Below are 16,454 nucleotides of genomic sequence, written 5' to 3'. Positions count from 1 at the left end.
CCCCGCGCTAGCTAGCGTCAAGCACAGGCGCAAGAGTACTACGTGGCTGACCTGACGCAAGCCATATAAGCGCTGTATGCGTCATCGGCTATCGCACGGTTCACAATTCTCACAATATGTGGCGAATAACCCGGGGATTGACACAGATGGTCACGTTCGCCGGGTTCGGTTTTTGACGTCACCCGCCTCCGACAGCGGCGACGATTTCGATTTGATCGCCGTCTTTCAGGATGGTGGAGTCATGCTGGCTTTTGGGCACGATTTCACCGTTGCGTTCGACGGCCACGCGTTTGCCGGCGTAGCCCAAAATTTGCAGGACCTCGATGACCGTGGTGTCGAGCGGAAATTCGCGCGCGTCGCCGTTCAGTGTGATGTGCATGATGGCTTCCTTACTGTGCTGCATAGCTATCGGTGGCTTCGATGAGCTTGGCCAACGTGCCGGGTTCGTCGAAAGCATGGCCGGCGTCCGGGATCAGATGAAACTGGGCCTGCGGCCAAGCACGGTGCAGTTCCCAGGCCGTGCGCGCGGGGGTGCAGATGTCATAGCGCCCTTGGACAATCGTACCGGGAATGCCGTGTAATTTGTACGCATCGCGGATCAGTTGGCCTTCTTCCATAAAGCCGCCATTAACAAAGTAATGGTTTTCGATGCGGGCAAACGCCAGCGCCGCGCGGTCGGCCGCATGGCTTTGCTGGTGGCGGGGGCTGGGCATGAGAGTGATGGTGCTGTCTTCCCAACGGCTCCAGGTTTTGGCGGCCCGCAATTGCTCGACGGGGTCCGAGCTCGTCAATCGCTTGTGGTAGGCAGCGATCATGTCGTCGCGTTCGTCGAGGGGGATGGGGGCGATGTAGGCTTCCCAGTGATCGGGAAACAGCCAGGAGGCCCCCTCTTGGTAGAACCACTGCAGTTCAGCCCGGCGCAGTCCGAATATCCCGCGCACGATGATTTCGCTGACGTGTTCGGGATGTTGTTGTGCATAGGCCAATGCTAGCGTGGAGCCCCACGAGCCACCGAATACCAGCCAGCGTTCCACGCCCATGACGTCGGTCCGCAGGCGCTCCATATCCGACACCAGATGCCAGGTGGTGTTGTTGGCCAGGCTGGCGTGCGGTTCCGAGCGACCGCAGCCGCGTTGGTCCAGCAGCAGCACGTTGTAGCGTTGGGGGTCAAATAATTGGCGGTGCACGGGCGCGCATCCGCTACCTGGGCCGCCATGCAAGAACACGGCGGGTTTGCCCTGCGGATTGCCGCAGAGCTCCCAATAAATCTGATGTCCGTCGCCAGTGTCCAGCATGCCATGGCGGTAGGGCTCGATAGCGGGATACAACATCGTTAAGCGATCCTTTGGAAAATCAAGTCCCAAACGCCGTGGCCCAGGCGCAGACCACGCGTTTCGAATTTGGTTTGCGGACGGTAATCAGGCCGCGGCGCGTAGTCGGCAACGGTGTTGCGCAACAGGGGTTCGCCGCTCAGGACTTCCAGCATTTGCACGGCGTAATCCTGCCAGTCGGTGGCGCAGTGAAGGTAGCCACCCGGGGCAATGCGGCTGGCCAGCAGAGAGACAAACGGCGGCTGCAGCAGGCGGCGTTTGTGGTGGCGCTTTTTAGGCCAGGGGTCCGGGAAATACACATGCACGCCGGCCAGGCTATCGGGGGCGATCATGTCGCGGACGACTTCGACGGCGTCATGTTGGATGATGCGCAGGTTTTGCAACTGGGCGTCTTCGATACGGCGCAACAGGGCGCCTACGCCCGCGTTGAAGACCTCGACGCCGAGAAAGTTGTCGTCCGAGCGGGTCTGGGCGATTTTCTGGGTGGTTTCGCCCATGCCAAAGCCGATCTCAAGCACGGTGGGTGCGGTGCGCCCAAAGGCGGCGGCGAGATCCAGGCGCGTAGGGCGATAGGGGATAGACCATTTGTCGAGCAGTTGCTCCAGGGCGTCGCGCTGGCCCTGGGTAATATGGCCGCGACGATGGACAAAACTGCGGATGTGCGGGACGCCGGGACTGGGCGGGGCTTGCGTGGCCGGCTCCAGGGCGGCACGGGCTGCGTCCGACAGGGGGGACGCGTCCTGGGGGGCGGGGGTGTTCGTGTTCATACGCTGAATTGTAGTAGGCCCGGGCGGTGGACCAATTGGGGTAGCATTTGCGGAATGAATGTTGCCCGTTTTGATTTGACTACGCTTGCCTTGTTTGCCGCCGTTGCGCGCGCCGGCAGTATTTCCGCGGGCGCGCGTTTGTCGCATCTGGCGGTGGGGGCGGCGAGTAAACGGATTTCCGATTTAGAGGCCGCGCTGGGTACGCCGTTGTTGTATCGCAATACGGCGGGGGTAGAGCTGACCGACGCCGGGCAGGCCTGTCTGACACATGTGTTGCGGGTCCTGCAAGAGGTCGAGCAGATGGCGGGGAGTTTGTCCGACTTTGCGCAAGGGGTGAAGGGACAGGTGAGGATCGCGGCGAATACGTCGTCGCTGACGCAGTTTTTGCCGGAGGATCTGGCGTCTTTCATGGACGAGCACCCGGCGGTGCGTATTGATCTCGAGGAGCAGAACAGCACCGATATCGTGACGGCGGTGCTGGAAAACCGGGCGGATATCGGGGTCTTTGCGGACCGGACGCCGGCATCGGGATTGTGGACGGTGCCCTATCGGCCGGATGAACTGGTGCTGATCGCGCCACAGCGTCATCCTTTGGCGAGCCTGCCGCGTGTCGCGTTTGCCGAGACACTGGACTATGAATATGTCAGTTTGCCGCAGATGACTTCGCTGGCGTTGCGCCTGAATGAGGAGAGTGTGCGCCTGGGCCAGACCATGCGTTTGCGCATTCAGGTGCGCAGTTTTGATGCGATGTGCCGGATGGTGGTGGCGACCGGAGGCGTGGGCGTGCTGCCGCGAATGGCCGCGGAGCCGCATGCGCGATCGATGTCGATTCGGTTGATTCCGCTGACCGATGAGTGGGCGCGTCGCTGGCTGCTGCTGGGGGTGCGCGATGCAGATACGCTGACGGTAGCGGCGCGATTGTTGCTAGCGCATTTGCGCAAGGATAGTGGCGGGGAGCGGGCCTAACGCACGTGGATTCAGGGAAAGCGGATCTAGGGACGTTGGAGCTGGAGAAGTTAGATCTAGGGGAAGCGGATCCCCTCTGTGCCGGACTGCCAGGCCGGGTATTTCTCCATAATCCGTTGAAAGCGCTCGCTCGCCAGAAAGGCGTTTAGCCAGCATGCCAAGGCATGCCAGGCTTGGCCTTCGAACCACATCGTATCGACATGCGCGAACTGGCGCACAAAGGGTGCGATGGCCATGTCGGCCAGGCAAGGTCGAGTGCCGAATAGATACTCGTTGCTTTGCAGGCGACGATCCAGATCCATTAAATATTCTGCCCCGGCTGTCCGGTGTGCGATGGCATCGACATCCTCGTAGCGATCGGGGTATTTATAGCGATCCAGGTTGGTTTTAAACGGGCCGTCGCATTGCTGGATCAGGGGGAGTATCTCCACCGTCGAGTTCTTGTCCGGCGTCAGCCAGTGTTCTGGATCGTGTTGGGCCAGCGCCCAATGCATGATGTCCAGGCTCTGGTCTATCACGCGATCTGGCAACACTAATACGGGCACCGTGCCCTTGGGCGAGGCCGACAGTAATTCCGCCGGTTTCGCACGCAATACCACCTCGCGCAATTCGCACGGTTGGCCGCTTGCGGCCAGCGCCAGCCGCGCGCGCATCGCATAGGGACAGCGCCTGAATGAATACAGAATGGGTAAAGGGTGCGAGGGCATCGTGTGGTGAGATGAGTCAATAGGCGGTTGCCGGAAAATCCATAGAGGCGTGTCCGCGTTCGTCGATATCCCATCATTATGCCCACGCGTCGGGTTAGTACATACCCTTATCGGGTCCTGGGGTTTTGCCTTTTCCCATAGAGGCTTCCGCGTTTGGGAAACCCCATTTCTCGTAAAAACGATTCCCGCGCGAGAGGTTGTCGCGCACACTCGCCGCCATTGCATTCATCAAGACAATGGGGAGCAGGCATGGCAGGGCAGATTCTCGCCGGCATACGCGTGTTGGAGTTGGGACAACTGATCGCAGGGCCATTCGCCGCTAAGACCTTGGCAGATTTTGGGGCGCAGGTCGTCAAGATCGAGCCGCCGGGCCTGGGCGACCCGCTACGTAAATGGCGTTTGCTGCACGAGGGCACTTCGGTCTGGTGGGAAGCCCAGTCCCGCAACAAGCAATCCGTTTGCGTCGACCTGCGCCAAGAAGACGGGCAGGAAATCGTCCGCATGCTGGCCTCGCAAGCCGATGTCCTGATCGAAAATTTCCGCCCCGGCACCATGGAAAAATGGGGCTTGTCGTGGGAAGCCCTGCATGAGTTGAACCCGCGCTTGATCATGCTGCGCGTGTCGGGCTATGGGCAGACGGGCCCGAAAGCCCGTGAGCCGGGCTTCGCGGCGATCGGCGAAGCCATGGCTGGCCTGCGCTATCTGAACGGCGAGCCCGGTCGCGCGCCGGTCCGTGCCGGCTTGTCGCTGGGCGACACCATCGCCGGCTTGCATGGCGCGCTAGGCGTGTTGCTGGCGCTGTATCAACGCGACGCGCGCGGTGGGCAAGGTCAAGTCATCGACGCCGCGCTTTACGAGAGCTTGTTCAACCTGACCGAAAGCCTGCTGCCCGAGTACGCCGCATTTGGCGCGGTGCGCGAGCCGGCCGGTGCCTCGTTGCCGGGCATCGCGCCGTCGAATGCCTATCCCTGCAAAGACGGCTATGTCCTCATTGCGGGTAACGGTGACGCGATTTATACCCGACTGATGGCGCGCATCGGCCGTGATGATTTGGGGCGTGATCCCGATTTGGCGCACAACGACGGTCGCGCCGCTCGCGTGCATGAGATCGATGGCGCGATTGGTACCTGGACGGCGCAACGCGAGATTGATGAGGTCTTGCAAGCCATGCTCGAGGCGGGCGTGCCCAGCGGCCGGATTTATTCCATCGCCGACATTGCGCGCGATCCGCATTATCGTGCCCGCAACGCCATCGCCGAGATCGAGGGCGCCAGCGGCATCCGCGTCGAAATGCCGGCGGTGTTTCCCTTGCTGTCCGATAACCCCGGCGCCATTCATGACCGTGCGCCCACTCTGGGTGAACACACCGACACCGTTCTGGCCGACGCCGGCCTGAGCGGAGATCAACGCGCCGCATTGCGCGCTCGCGGAGTCATCGCATGAACACGGGTACCCCTCGCATCGAAATCAACGAAGTCGGCCCGCGCGACGGCCTGCAAATCGAAAAAACCTTTGTCGCGACCGACGATAAAGTCGCTCTCGTGGACGCGCTATCCGATTGTGGTTTTGCACGCATCGAAGTCACCAGCTTTACCTCGCCCAAAGCCATCCCCGCGCTGGCCGACGCGCAAGAGGTCATGCGCCGCATTCGTCGTCGCCCCGGCGTGGTCTACACCGCGCTCGTGCCCAATATCCGTGGCCTGGAGCGAGCCTTGGAGGTCGGCACCGACGAGATGAATCTGGTGATGTCCAGCAGCGAGACACACAATCGCGCCAACCTGCGCATGACCCGCGATCAATCGCAGGCCGAGCTGACCGCCATCTTGCAAGCCGCCAAGGGATCCCACGTCCCGTGCAACGTCTCGTTGTCGACCGTCTTTGGTTGCCCTTTTGATGGTGACGTCCCCGTGGGTGAGGTCCTGCGCCTGGCCACTCAATTGGTCGAGGCCGGCGCGACCGGTATCACGCTGTGCGACACCACCGGCATGGCCTATCCCACTCAAGTCGCCGCCCTTTGCGAGGCCGTGTCCCGCGCGCTGCCCGGCTTGCCCATCACCATTCATCTGCACAACACGCGTGGCATGGCCCTGGCCAACGCCATTGCCGCCTGGCAAACGGGCGTGACGCGGTTCGACGCGGCGGCGGGCGGGTTGGGCGGCTGTCCCTTTGCGCCGGGCGCCAGCGGCAACGTCAACACCGAAGAGCTCGTGCATATGTTCGAGTGCATGGGCGTGCGGACGGGGGTGTCGTTGCAACCGCTGTTGGACATCGTGCAAGGTTTGCCGCAACTCGTGCAGCGCGAGTTTTCCACGCCGTTGCTGGCCGCCGGCCCCAGGCTGGCGACACATCAGCCGCCGGCGTGGTTGGCAGAAAAATTCGGGCCGACGCAAACGCCAGCCTAATCAGCAATCCGTACTGACTTGTCAGGCGACACCTCGTCGCATCCAAGCGTTTGAACCGCCTCAGGCGGTCGAACGGCACCACTCATAACAAATGACCAGGAGACTATGTCCATGAAGGTTTCTTTTCTATCCAGCCCCTTGCGCGCCGCGCTAGCCGCCGCGACGTTCGCCGTCGTCGCCAGTCCCGCTATTGCGTTGGCCGACTATCCCGATCGCCCGATTACTTTACTGGTGCCGGCGGCGCCTGGCGGCACGACAGATCTGTCCGCTCGCCTAATCGCGCAACCCCTGGGCGAAGCCCTGGGCCAAAGCGTTGTCGTAGAAAACAAGCCCGGCGCGTCCGGCAGCATCGCCTCGCAGGCCGTCGCCAGCGCGAAACCCGATGGCTATACGTTGCTGTTGCAGTATTCCGGCTACAACGCCATTTCCCCGCACGTCCAACCCGTGAGCTGGGATCCCATCAAAGATTTTGCGCCTATCGCCAATATCTTGTCCGCCCCGCAAGTCATCGTGGTCCGTCCCAGCCTGCCGGTGAAGACCTTGAAAGAGTTGGTCGAGTATGCCAAGGCCAACCCAGACAAGCTCAACTATGCCTCGTCCGGCAACGGCGCGCTGCAGCACGTCGCGACCGAGTTGTTGAAGCAGATGGCGGATATCAAGATCGCGCATATTCCGTACAAGGGCACGGGCCCGGCTTTGAATGATCTGCTGGGTGGCGCGGTGGATATGACCGTCACGACGCCGCCGCCGTTGCTGGGGCATATCAAGGCAGGCAAGTTGCGCGCGCTGGCCGTCACGGGCCCGAAGCGCCTGGAATCACTGCCTGACGTACCGACGGCGGCCGAGGCCGGTTACCCGGATCTGCTGGTGTCGTCGTGGTTTGCGATGTATGCGCCGGCCGGTACGCCCCAGGCTGTCATCGATAAATTGGCCGGCACTATTGAAGGCATCATGAAGACCGAGGATTTCCGTAAAAAAGCGGCAGAGCAGGGCGCCGAAGCGGAATTCATGGGCCCCGCCAAACTGGCGGAATACACCCAAGAGGAATACGACCGCTGGGGCAAAGTGGTCAAAGCCGCCGGAATCAAGGGCAATTAAACACGCGGCAAAACCCGCGCTATAATCCACACCCTCTGNCGCGCCTACAGGCGCGGCACGACACCGAAGCGGGTGTAGTTCAATGGTAGAACGGCGGCTTCCCAAGCCTCAAGCGTGGGTTCGATTCCCATCACCCGCTCCAATTCAAGGCTCGCACTTATCTCGTCACTTTGGGAGCAAAATCCAAGTGATTGAATGTCAGTGATGTTTTTTTCCTAATAACGCTGGGATCGGGAAAATCTGCCTTTAGCACCCCCAATCAGGTACTTTTTTCGGGCCATCAATGCGGTGGGCTGGCATGCATTGTTGCTGTCCGCAATTTGGCGCCGAGGCGGCCATGGCTGCTATTCCGTCTAATTTGGGATTTAGAGTGTGACGGTCGCGCTGACTGACGGACATATTTGAAATGCCAAGTAACGGGGAAGGCTTATATGAGCGTCTGTTATCGACCAGAGGCGGCATCCGTAGGTGTGTGCCTTATCCTTTATGCTTTATTGGCCGAGAACGCCCCTGCAGTCAAATCAATATCCGCACCGCTAATGTGCATCCGGCGAGCAGCGTCCTGCCAATGATCGACAACCATGACTACCTCATCCACTATTTGCCGAGCTTGCACATCGTCCAGGCCGTAAAAAGCGGCCGTGCTGAGAACAGTCTCTAGGCTAGGTCGATTGTCGACGTCGTCGATATTCAAGACATGTTCTGCCTTGTCGATGTTCGGATTGACGTCAAATGCGGGTGCAAGCCTCCATCCTGTCTTGCCAAGCACGAATCCGTGATTGCGAAGGTGGTCGTCGCGGTTGCCAACCGCGACGTTGAACGTCACGCGCCGGAATAGTTGCTCCAAGTCTGCATCCGCATGCTCGGCATCCCCCTGAGCTCGAATGAACTGCGCCAATTCCAGATAGCTCGTACCTTCACTTTGAGTCTTGCGAAGCAATGTCATCGCCGAGGCATAGAAGCGTCGCGAACTGTTGGCGCGATCGAACCTTTGGACGCAGAAGGTATGGAAGTCGTTGTTTAGCTTGATGAGCTTCGCAGGCGGTACGTCTATCCCCGCTTTTTGCGCGAGTTGGTGAACGACATACTCCCAAGCTCCGACGTCCCGATCGTCATCCCTGGCGGGGAACTTGCCGATCCAGAGTGAACCATCGGCTTCGGTAAAGTTGGCCTTTGGTCTTGCTCCGCCCAGAGACGCGCCAGGTGCGACGAGCACGGCGAGCCATTTTCGTAGCGCATCTAGATCGTCGATACGCCGGTTGCTGAGTTGGTAGGCCACGGCTTCCAACTCTCGTAGCGTCGTCACCGGCGGAGCTGCCATTTTCTCGTCGCCAAGAAACGCTTCCGTACCTGGCCAGCGAAAGCGCAGCGCGCCTTGGCGAGTGAGGTCTTGCACGCCGATCAGGAAGTCCCAGGCGTACAGCGTACGGGGAGAGCGTTGCTCGTCCTTTGCCTGTAGGGCCTCGCGCCGCTTCATCAGTGTTTGTCCCCAGCGGTCTGGTGACGAATCCAGGAAGATGCCGAAGTTGCCTAGCTCAGGCTTGGGAAAGAAGGGGTGTTCGTCGAGAGAGAGATCGGGGTCCAGCGCGAAGGCGCGAGGGTCTTGTAGCCAATCACGTTCGTAATGGAAGCGGATTTGGCCGCGGTCATGGGCGAGTGTGCCGACTTGGCGTGCAGGGCCGAGGTCATCATTCAACCAGACTTCCAGGGTGTTGTCCTGCGTGCTCATGTCGATTCCTCGCTGTTTGAGGACGAGGGCTGGATCGCTTTGGCACGGGTGGCCGTGCGGCGCTTGGGAGTTGGTTCAAGCTCCAGGTCCTGCAGTTTCCGACCAACTTTGTCGTCGGCCCCAAGCTGATTGAGGTCGCCCTCAAGGCCAAGCACGGCCAGAACTCGAACATAGGACCCCAGCGTAGCCCCAGGATCACCCGCCTCAACCTTGTACAAGGTGGTCCTTGAAATTCCTGCTCGTTGCGCTACGACGGCATTGCTTAGCTTGCGTCGCTTGCGGGCAAGACGCAGCCGCTCTCCCAGTGAGGAAAGGAGACGCTGCTCTTGTGGGAAGACGATAGGTGGTTTGCGTGGCATGTTCGCTATTATGGACTATATAATTCTAATTTGTCCATAATAGCGAAAAATAACGATATCTGTTGAGATTCCTGAGATTCCAGGAGTCGACTTCAAGGCGTGGCGGCCCCGGTATGAGGGGCGTAGGAGAGGCTGGACGCCGCCGATCTTACACGCGCGAAGACCCAGGAGCAGGGTCAGCGCCGCCACTAGGCGGGCTGAAGGATGCTGGTGGCGAACTGCCCCCGGAACTTAACCCGAGTGCGCGCGCTTGCCGGCATTTTTCTTGTGGTGGGTATGCGAGCCACGCTCCAGGCTCACACGTTGGCCGCGGCCTTGTGTCGTAAAGGTCACGCCCTTGGGAGCGGCGGGAGGGGGAGTGCGCTTGCGGTCGGCTTCAGTAACGATTTTGTTGCCCATGGAAATCTCTCTAGTTTGGTTAAGCTGGCTATTGTTCCACATTCGCTCGGTTTATTCTTGGCAGCAGGAAACAGGCAGAGTATATGCCCGGCAAAGCCTTAAGCCGGCGCGCGACCGCCGTGACAGCATCCATCCCATACCCCAACCGCTCGTTAAGCAGGGTGACGAGTCGAGAATCTACGCGCCGCTATCAGGACGGGCAGTAGTTGCCTGCCCATTTCTGACAATTGATATTGGACCCGCAGAGGTTTCTCACAGAAGTCGACTCTGTCGACCAGGCCATCGTCCGCTAGCTCGCGAAGATGTTGGGTCAGCATTTTTTGCGAGATGCCTGGCAAGTCTCGCTTCAACTGCAAGGTTCGCATCGAGGGGTCGGCGTAGAGCCTGAAGAGGATTGGCAGCTTCCACCGACCGTGGATCATCCGTATCACCCTGGTCACGTGCGCAACAGATCCGTCGGGTCCGAGACAGACTTCCCGTGCCTCCAACGGGGTGGGTACATAAAGGTGCGTACTTGTTTCGTCCATCATCTCTCCCTACTCTGAAAGATCTCTGCAACTTGAAAAATGGGTTACGTGCGATGGACTTGCAATTGTATGGGAAGAAGGCGCTGATCACCGGGAGCAGCAAAGGCATTGGCGAAGCCATTGCCAGGAAACTTGCGCTGGAGAGGGCAATCGTCATCGTTCACGGCCGCGATAAAGCTCAGGCAGAGAAAGTAGCCAATGACATCACCGCGCAGGGCGGCCACGCCTATGTGGTGGTTGGCGATCTAACGCACGACGATGATGTGCAGCGATTGGGCGAGGATGCGGTAAAGCTCGCAGGCCCTATCGATATTCTGATCAACAACGCCGGCGGGTCGGGTGGCTCAAAAGAGAGCTGGGCAAACACACAGCCGGCCTCATGGGCGTGCGCCTATGATCGCAATGTCCTGGCTGCCCTTCGTGTCACGAAGCTGCTGCTGCCCGGCATGCAGCAAGCCGGATGGGGACGCGTGATCAACATTTCGAGCCTGGCTGCGACGATGCCACCGCCGACTGCACCCGACTATTCGGCGTGCAAGGCCGCGATAAACGCCATGACCGCGTCGATGGCAAAGGCGGTGGCGGCAAACGGGGTCACGGTCAACGCTGTCTCTCCTGGCACGATACACAGTTCCGCCCTTGATAGCCGATTCCGTCAAGTCGCTGCCGAGCGCGGCGTGGCGGATAAGGACGCGCCATGGCAGGTTATAGAGCGTGCAGTCCTGCCGATGTTTGCTCAGGTTCCTGTTGGCCGGGTTGGGCGAGTAGACGAAGTTGCGGACGCTATCGCCTTCCTCGCCAGTCCACTTGCCGGATACATTACCGGCGTGAATCTGCGAATCGATGGCGGCCTATCGTCCAGTCTATAGGCTTCTGTCGACCAGATTGGGGGCAGCCTTTCCTGATCTTGCCTGACGCACCAGCGCTACGCGATCCATATAGGGGAGAACTGTCGATACCAGTTCGAAAGTAACAAAGCGGTCTTTGGGCTCGCGGCGATGAAAGCCGGTTGGTCAACAGATCAAATTCGTCATGCGACTCGCGGGGATCTTCGGCAGCAGTCGAAAGTACTCGTCAACCGCCTTCTCTCTGAAGGAGTGCAGGATGCCGTCGAAATCAAGAAAGACCACGGGAGCGCAAGAGCGCGCGGGGTCGATCATTCGACGATCAGAGCGGAAATCGATCGCCCCTGGCGAGGGCGTTCAGGCGCTCAGAAAGCGAGTGACTTCGGCCCAATCGTTAGTCGACAGGGCGACGTCCTCGAAGTCGCCAGCTTCCTCGTCGTAGCGCGAAACGCAGAAGCGTTGGCTCCTGCCGGATTCGCGGTCGGCATAGTTGGCGTAGTCGACATACACTTTCAAACCGCGCTCCGTGTTCTCGAATGAAGGCGCTGCATCGATGTAGCTCGACGCGTCGAAATACCCTTCGGGTATGGTCGGCAGGGTTGTTATGTCGAAGTCGGGAAATTCGCGACGCAGTCGTTCAAGGTTCATAAGGCAAGCATGTGGAGGCTGGAGGCCTGACATTTTACGTTGCTCAGTGTCGTCAGTCGCCACGATGTCCCCCGAAATAGCAAATATGAACGAAATTCAAGTATAAATGTTCATATATGATGCTTTACGTTGAGGCGTTTGATTACTATCCAACCCCCCTTTAATCATCTCGCCTAGTCCGACAACGGACAATGCGCGGATCCACCACGCCGGCACTGTACTGACGAGCGCTGGCTCGCGCGGCTGCGGCACCCCCCCATCAGCCTCGGGGCTCCGGGTGCCTTGGCTGCGGGCGAATTCTGCTGGTACTGAGTGAGTCTACGCAGCGATCGAACGGATCAGTCGAGCTTGATGTTCGCAAGCTGGATGACGGCCCGCCACTTCCGGGACTCCGCCTCCAGGAAATGTTGCAACGCCTTGGGGGGCGATCCCACCGCCTCCAAACCCTTTGCGGCCACGCTCTTCTTGAACGAATCTTCGGCGAGTATCGAATTGACTCTTTCGCTGAGCTTGTTCAGGTTCTCGGAATTCATGCCTTTCGGTGCAAACAACGCAATCCAGGTCATGGCCTCATAGCCCGGGAAGCCGGCTTCCGCCACAGTCGGTACGCCGGCCATCGCGGTGCCGAGGAACACGACCATGATCGCGCCGAGGAATTCGCCAAGCCGGACATCCACCAGCAGCATGCCGTATGCTACGCAGGTAGTCCAAAACAAGGTTAGATACGATCCGGGTTACGACCACGTCGAGGAAAAACCATGGACAGTGATCTTCAAGGAATGTCGCGCGAGCAGTTGGTGGCTGAAATCATCAAGCTGCGTCAAGGCATTCGCAGCCACCGTGACAGCAGTGGCCACGAATTATGTTGGCATCACCCAGACCTCTGGGCATTGTTGCCGGAGCGAACCGATCCGCAACCAGTCGTGCCCGAGTGGCCTCAATTCATGCGTGGCTGCATCCGGTATCGGCAGTCACTTGACGAGCAACTGCCCAATGCACCTCGCACAGCCAATCCATATGACAAGTAGCATCGCGCCTGGCAATTCCTTCAAGCCGAACCCGATGACGGCAACGGGTCGGAGCAGTCGTTCGCCTGATTATTCGGTGATCGCCTCGAGCCAGCATTTTCCTGAGCATGCGGTAAGCTCGGCCCAACCGCTTTTAGCCTACCTCCGTGCCAGTCACAAGTATGCAAGACGATCTTTTCGGCGATGCGCTTCTCCAGCCTTCGAGCAACTCCTCGAACTCTGCGGCCTCTCGTGCGAATCCGGAGGTTTCCACCCTCCGGGACATGGCCAAGGTGCTTCCCGCTCCTGCGGCGCAGGAGTGGAGCGCGCTCGCGCGGCAGCTTCCGGCGCAGTTGCGCTTTGGCGTCTCTACCTGGTCATACCCGGGCTGGGAAGGGCTGGTCTGGGATGACGAATACGATTCGAGCACGCTGTCCAAGCATGGTCTTGGCGCCTACCACCAGCATCCGCTTTTGCGCACGGTTTGTGTGGACCGCACGTTCTGGCGCCCGTTGACGGCGAGCCAGTATGCCGCTTATGCGGGGCAGGTCGATGACGACTTCCGTTTCGTCGTCAAATGTCCGGCCAGCATTACCGACGCCCAGGTGCGTGGCGAAGAAGGCAGGACGCGCGAGGTCAACCCGGTTTTCCTCGATCCGTCGCTGGCCATCCAGGAATTCGTGCGGCCGGCGCTCGAAGGTCTGGGCGTCAAGCTCGGCGTTCTGGTGTTTCAGCTGAGTCCTCTGCCTTGGGGGTGGCTGAGTCACTCCGCAACGCTGTTTGAGAAGCTGGGCTGCATGCTGGCGACTGTCCGGGAGACTTTGTCCGAGCATGGCGCTGTGATCGTTGCGGTGGAAGTGCGGGACCCAGAACTGCTGGGGCAGGCGCTAGTTGATACGCTCAAGGCGCATGGGGCCACTTTCTGCCTGGGTCTGCATGGCAAGATGCCGCCGATCGAAGAGCAACTGCCGATGCTGCGCGCGCTATGGCCGGGGCCGCTGGTCTGCCGGTGGAACCTGAACCGCATTTTCGGCGCGTATGGTTATGCCGACGCGCAGAAAAAGCACGATCCGTTCAATGCCATTCTTAGCGAGGATCTCCCTACCCGCATGGTGCTGGCGCGTACGATCCGCGGGATCACGGGCGCGGGCCAGCCGGCCTACGTGACGGTCAGTAATGATGCCGAGGGCTGCGCGCCGTTGTCCATCCAGAAGCTGGCCCAGGCCATTGCGGTGTAGGGCCTGTCTGCTCGAGCTTCTCAGGAGGTTTTCTTTCGCGCGCTGGAGGACACTGCGCCAGACTCGTGGGGCGAACGTGTGATTCGGCGGGCGCATGCGAGGTTACGGCAGCAAGACCGCGAGACGCCTGCGCTGGATCCTGTCGATTTCTTGATGTGGGTACAAGCCGTGCTCAGCCGCCGATGAATACGGTCTCTGAGCCTTCCGCGATCTCGCCGCCGCATGAAATCGGATCGCCTATCCTGCCGGCAGGCTTGCCGTTGATGAACACCGAGCTCGAGCCTGCCGCCAGGCTGCGCGTATGGTCGGACTCGTCCGGGCGGGCGTGCGACGCGAAGGGGTCTCCTTCACGTACGGCGGCGCGGCCGTCGATGCTGACATCGGCCGAGGCACCGGTACACGGTGTCGGCGGCGCACCGTCATGGTCAGAGGCCTGATCGTTGAGTCTGGCTGCGGCTGGCATGGTCGTGTCTATATCCCGAAACAGGGTGGGTCATACGGATAGGCGCGGCGTTCAGCGCCTGGCGTCCGTCTGGGCGAGCTTGATTTCTCGATGGGACAGGAACTGCTGAAAGTCCTTGGGCAGGGCATGCAGCGCCGCCGGCGAGCAATCCAACGACACCTGCTCGCAACGTGCTGCCAGCGATACACACACCTTCATCTTGTCCGCCAACAGATGGGGCACGAAAGACGACAGGGTCTGGTCTTCGAACAGGAACGCGGGGTTCATCGACCCGGCTGCGATAAAGAAGGCATCCCCGGGGGACGCCACCGATGGCGTGGCCTCGGTCCACGCCTGCCATACCTGTGCCTCGCTGGCACCGTCGCACCAGGACAGCGATGCTGCACCGACATGCGTCCAGCCGGCCGCCGCGCACAGGCTTAACCAGGAAGCTGCGGGAATGGATTGCAATTCCCGACGGATGGCGCGCTCTCCTTCGCCAATCATCGCCGAGATGCTTGCCGCTCGTTGAGGCTGCCCCGTTTTGACAAAGCGGAGGAACACGTTGGCGTTCGAGTGTTGAATGCGCCACAGATCCGGCAAGCTCTGGCCACCTTTGGACAGTATGGCGCCAGCCAATGCCGGCTTGCTGGATTCGATTGCGCTTTGCGTATTCATTGGGTTACGGGATCCGTTGCTGCATGAGCCGGGCAGGATTGAAGTTGGTTTCTGCGATTGAGCAGCCTGCCGGAGGCAGGCCCTGCAGATACGGATGAAGGTTGCGAATCTGCCGATAGGGCTGGTCGTAGCTCGGTGCGCTGTTTTCCACGACACAGCGCGCGCGTGCGCGCGCTGCCAGCTCCCAATAGAGATTGCGGGGGCCTTCGACGCTCCAGATGCCCGCGGATATTCCCACGCCACCTGATACTAATCCGGTCCCAGCGTTGGCGATCGTGGCCCGGAAGAAAAAATCGCTCGTCAAACCTCCCGTTATACCGTCGTAGCCTTCGATTCGGTATATGGCCGCGGCACCGCCAGCCTCGATCTCGGCGCCGGCGATGCCGCCTAGCATGCCCGCGAGGTCGTTGAACGAAAAGGGCTTGCTCGCGTAGATCAATTGAGGGATCCCCTTCTGCATGCGCTCGTACAGCGCTATGCCGCTGTTGGCTTCGCTTTGTTCCCGCTCCATGTTGATGGCATCGTCGACTTTCTTGGCGTTCCCGACGAGATCGTTGGCTTTCTCGAAAGCCAAGGCCTCCCTGACGGAGCTGGTTCCGGCTTTGAGTAACTTGCCGACGGGGACGCTCAGGGTGAAGCCGCAGTTCAGGATGTTCACCACGCTGATGGCCATGCTGTCCAGGCCAAGAAAAATGAAGCTGTGGTAGCCGCATACGACGGCCAGGCTGCCCTCATAGGAAATGAGCCAACGCGTGGATTTCGCGCCCATGGTGCCCACCCAATCGTCGGGTTTCATCAGGTCATTGCCAAATGGAAATTCTGTGTCGCTCATGTCACTGATCCGAGGGCGTCAGGAAGCAGTACTGTTTTTCTCTGAATTGCATTGCCAGATATCGACAACCACTCCAATTCTCGGTCAAGCAGGCCTGCTCGGGCTCCGCCATCTCGTTCATGGTGCATTTTTCGTTTTGACATACCTTTGTATACACCTTCCCCGTTTTCAGGTGACCAGCGGAAATGATGGTCTTGTCCGTTGGCAGGGTGAGTGCCCCGAAAGCGTCGACCATGGCTTGCTGCTGCTGGCGTGTACCCGACGGCGGCTGCCTGCCGATAGTCATTTCTCCGGCCAGCACCATGTTCTTGTTGTATTCGGCATACTGCTCGCTGCCACAAGAAAGTTGTCCTTGTGTCGAGGCCAGTGGCGGTTGGCCTTTCTCACCAAAAAAATGCGATGCAATTAATACACCGGCGATCACGAGCAACAATGTCACGCCCGAGATAAAAAACTGTCGCTTGTTGTGAATCATGATG

At 59.9% G+C, this 16,454-nt stretch carries 21 protein-coding genes and 1 tRNA gene; 8 read left to right on the top strand and 14 right to left on the bottom strand.

What is annotated here, in order from left to right:
- Positions 1 to 178: 178 nt before the first annotated feature.
- From thiS to trmB, 3 genes are read right to left on the bottom strand one after another with little or no spacing between them, the layout of a single operon-like run.
- On the bottom strand, positions 179 to 379 hold the full coding sequence (thiS, locus tag ACNAZS_RS25515; RefSeq protein ID WP_415793369.1) for a sulfur carrier protein ThiS: 201 nt from the start codon (positions 377 to 379) through the stop codon (positions 179 to 181).
- Positions 380 to 389: 10 nt separating this feature from the next.
- A complete protein-coding gene (gene pip, locus ACNAZS_RS25510) occupies positions 390 to 1,331 on the bottom strand; it encodes a prolyl aminopeptidase (RefSeq protein ID WP_415793368.1) in 942 nt (313 codons plus the stop codon).
- Positions 1,332 to 1,333: 2 nt separating this feature from the next.
- The gene (gene trmB / locus ACNAZS_RS25505) at positions 1,334 to 2,098 is read right to left on the bottom strand and encodes a tRNA (guanosine(46)-N7)-methyltransferase TrmB (RefSeq protein ID WP_415793367.1); all 765 of its coding nucleotides are present in this window, start codon (positions 2,096 to 2,098) and stop codon (positions 1,334 to 1,336) included.
- A gap of 54 nt (positions 2,099 to 2,152) precedes the next feature.
- Here trmB and ACNAZS_RS25500 point away from each other — a divergent pair, with 54 nt between their 5' ends.
- Complete coding sequence (locus ACNAZS_RS25500) at positions 2,153 to 3,064, top strand: LysR substrate-binding domain-containing protein (RefSeq protein WP_415793366.1); 912 nt, start codon at positions 2,153 to 2,155, stop codon at positions 3,062 to 3,064.
- A gap of 56 nt (positions 3,065 to 3,120) precedes the next feature.
- Here ACNAZS_RS25500 and ACNAZS_RS25495 read toward each other — a convergent pair whose 3' ends face one another.
- Positions 3,121 to 3,771 carry a glutathione S-transferase gene (locus tag ACNAZS_RS25495; RefSeq protein WP_415793365.1) on the bottom strand — a complete coding sequence of 217 codons (651 nt, stop codon included), beginning with the start codon at positions 3,769 to 3,771 and terminating at the stop codon, positions 3,121 to 3,123.
- A gap of 249 nt (positions 3,772 to 4,020) precedes the next feature.
- Between ACNAZS_RS25495 and ACNAZS_RS25490 the strand changes: the two genes are divergently transcribed.
- The 4 genes from ACNAZS_RS25490 (at position 4,021) to ACNAZS_RS25475 (ending at position 7,413) form a co-directional block, all read left to right on the top strand.
- Entirely contained in the window at positions 4,021 to 5,214 is a 1,194-nt protein-coding gene (locus ACNAZS_RS25490) for a CaiB/BaiF CoA transferase family protein (RefSeq protein WP_415793364.1), read from the top strand.
- On the top strand, positions 5,211 to 6,173 hold the full coding sequence (locus ACNAZS_RS25485; RefSeq protein WP_415793363.1) for a hydroxymethylglutaryl-CoA lyase: 963 nt from the start codon (positions 5,211 to 5,213) through the stop codon (positions 6,171 to 6,173). Before ACNAZS_RS25490 ends, ACNAZS_RS25485 begins: the two co-directional genes overlap by 4 nt.
- Before the next feature lie 111 nt (positions 6,174 to 6,284).
- Entirely contained in the window at positions 6,285 to 7,271 is a 987-nt protein-coding gene (locus ACNAZS_RS25480) for a Bug family tripartite tricarboxylate transporter substrate binding protein (protein ID WP_415793362.1), read from the top strand.
- Positions 7,272 to 7,339: 68 nt separating this feature from the next.
- A tRNA-Gly gene (locus ACNAZS_RS25475) sits at positions 7,340 to 7,413 on the top strand.
- 342 nt (positions 7,414 to 7,755) lie between these two features.
- Here ACNAZS_RS25475 and ACNAZS_RS25470 read toward each other — a convergent pair.
- From ACNAZS_RS25470 to ACNAZS_RS25455, 4 genes are all read right to left on the bottom strand, one after another.
- A complete protein-coding gene (locus tag ACNAZS_RS25470) occupies positions 7,756 to 9,000 on the bottom strand; it encodes a type II toxin-antitoxin system HipA family toxin (RefSeq protein WP_415793360.1) in 1,245 nt (414 codons plus the stop codon).
- A complete protein-coding gene (locus ACNAZS_RS25465) occupies positions 8,997 to 9,359 on the bottom strand; it encodes a helix-turn-helix domain-containing protein (protein ID WP_415793359.1) in 363 nt (120 codons plus the stop codon). Before ACNAZS_RS25465 ends, ACNAZS_RS25470 begins: the two co-directional genes overlap by 4 nt.
- Before the next feature lie 231 nt (positions 9,360 to 9,590).
- Positions 9,591 to 9,758: a hypothetical protein gene (locus tag ACNAZS_RS25460; RefSeq protein WP_415793358.1), complete on the bottom strand. Its 168-nt coding sequence runs from the start codon at positions 9,756 to 9,758 to the stop codon at positions 9,591 to 9,593.
- Positions 9,759 to 9,910: 152 nt separating this feature from the next.
- A complete protein-coding gene (locus tag ACNAZS_RS25455) occupies positions 9,911 to 10,180 on the bottom strand; it encodes a winged helix-turn-helix transcriptional regulator (protein ID WP_415793401.1) in 270 nt (89 codons plus the stop codon).
- 158 nt (positions 10,181 to 10,338) lie between these two features.
- Between ACNAZS_RS25455 and ACNAZS_RS25450 the strand changes: the two genes are divergently transcribed.
- Positions 10,339 to 11,154, top strand: a complete 816-nt coding sequence (locus ACNAZS_RS25450) for an SDR family NAD(P)-dependent oxidoreductase (RefSeq protein ID WP_415793357.1) — start codon at positions 10,339 to 10,341, stop codon at positions 11,152 to 11,154.
- 333 nt (positions 11,155 to 11,487) lie between these two features.
- Here the strand turns inward: ACNAZS_RS25450 and ACNAZS_RS25445 are convergent, their stop codons facing one another.
- Both ACNAZS_RS25445 and ACNAZS_RS25440 read right to left on the bottom strand, forming a co-directional pair.
- On the bottom strand, positions 11,488 to 11,778 hold the full coding sequence (locus tag ACNAZS_RS25445) for a hypothetical protein (protein ID WP_415793356.1): 291 nt from the start codon (positions 11,776 to 11,778) through the stop codon (positions 11,488 to 11,490).
- Positions 11,779 to 12,116: 338 nt separating this feature from the next.
- The gene (locus tag ACNAZS_RS25440) at positions 12,117 to 12,464 is read right to left on the bottom strand and encodes a tripartite tricarboxylate transporter substrate-binding protein (protein WP_415793355.1); all 348 of its coding nucleotides are present in this window, start codon (positions 12,462 to 12,464) and stop codon (positions 12,117 to 12,119) included.
- Positions 12,465 to 12,536: 72 nt separating this feature from the next.
- Here ACNAZS_RS25440 and ACNAZS_RS25435 point away from each other — a divergent pair, with 72 nt between their 5' ends.
- Both ACNAZS_RS25435 and ACNAZS_RS25430 read left to right on the top strand, forming a co-directional pair.
- Entirely contained in the window at positions 12,537 to 12,806 is a 270-nt protein-coding gene (locus ACNAZS_RS25435; RefSeq protein ID WP_415793354.1) for a hypothetical protein, read from the top strand.
- Positions 12,807 to 13,069: 263 nt separating this feature from the next.
- Positions 13,070 to 14,023 (top strand): DUF72 domain-containing protein, encoded by a 954-nt coding sequence (locus ACNAZS_RS25430; protein ID WP_415793400.1) that lies wholly within the window; start codon positions 13,070 to 13,072, stop codon positions 14,021 to 14,023.
- A 172-nt stretch (positions 14,024 to 14,195) separates the two neighbouring features.
- On the opposite strand, the gene ACNAZS_RS25425 is transcribed toward ACNAZS_RS25430, so the two are convergent.
- From ACNAZS_RS25425 to ACNAZS_RS25410, 4 genes are read right to left on the bottom strand one after another with little or no spacing between them, the layout of a single operon-like run.
- Positions 14,196 to 14,486: a PAAR domain-containing protein gene (locus tag ACNAZS_RS25425; protein ID WP_415793353.1), complete on the bottom strand. Its 291-nt coding sequence runs from the start codon at positions 14,484 to 14,486 to the stop codon at positions 14,196 to 14,198.
- Between the two features lie 51 nt (positions 14,487 to 14,537).
- The gene (locus ACNAZS_RS25420; RefSeq protein WP_415793352.1) at positions 14,538 to 15,143 is read right to left on the bottom strand and encodes a hypothetical protein; all 606 of its coding nucleotides are present in this window, start codon (positions 15,141 to 15,143) and stop codon (positions 14,538 to 14,540) included.
- A gap of 4 nt (positions 15,144 to 15,147) precedes the next feature.
- Positions 15,148 to 15,975, bottom strand: coding sequence for a hypothetical protein (locus ACNAZS_RS25415; protein WP_415793351.1), 828 nt, complete (start codon positions 15,973 to 15,975; stop codon positions 15,148 to 15,150).
- Between the two features lies 1 nt (position 15,976).
- Positions 15,977 to 16,450, bottom strand: a complete 474-nt coding sequence (locus ACNAZS_RS25410) for a hypothetical protein (RefSeq protein ID WP_415793350.1) — start codon at positions 16,448 to 16,450, stop codon at positions 15,977 to 15,979.
- Positions 16,451 to 16,454: the final 4 nt, after the last annotated feature.

The sequence above is a fragment of the Bordetella tumulicola genome (assembly GCF_965138755.1).
GTDB classification, from domain to species: Bacteria; Pseudomonadota; Gammaproteobacteria; order Burkholderiales; family Burkholderiaceae_B; genus Bordetella_A; species Bordetella_A tumulicola.
This window is presented reverse-complemented; position numbering and strand designations above follow the sequence as displayed.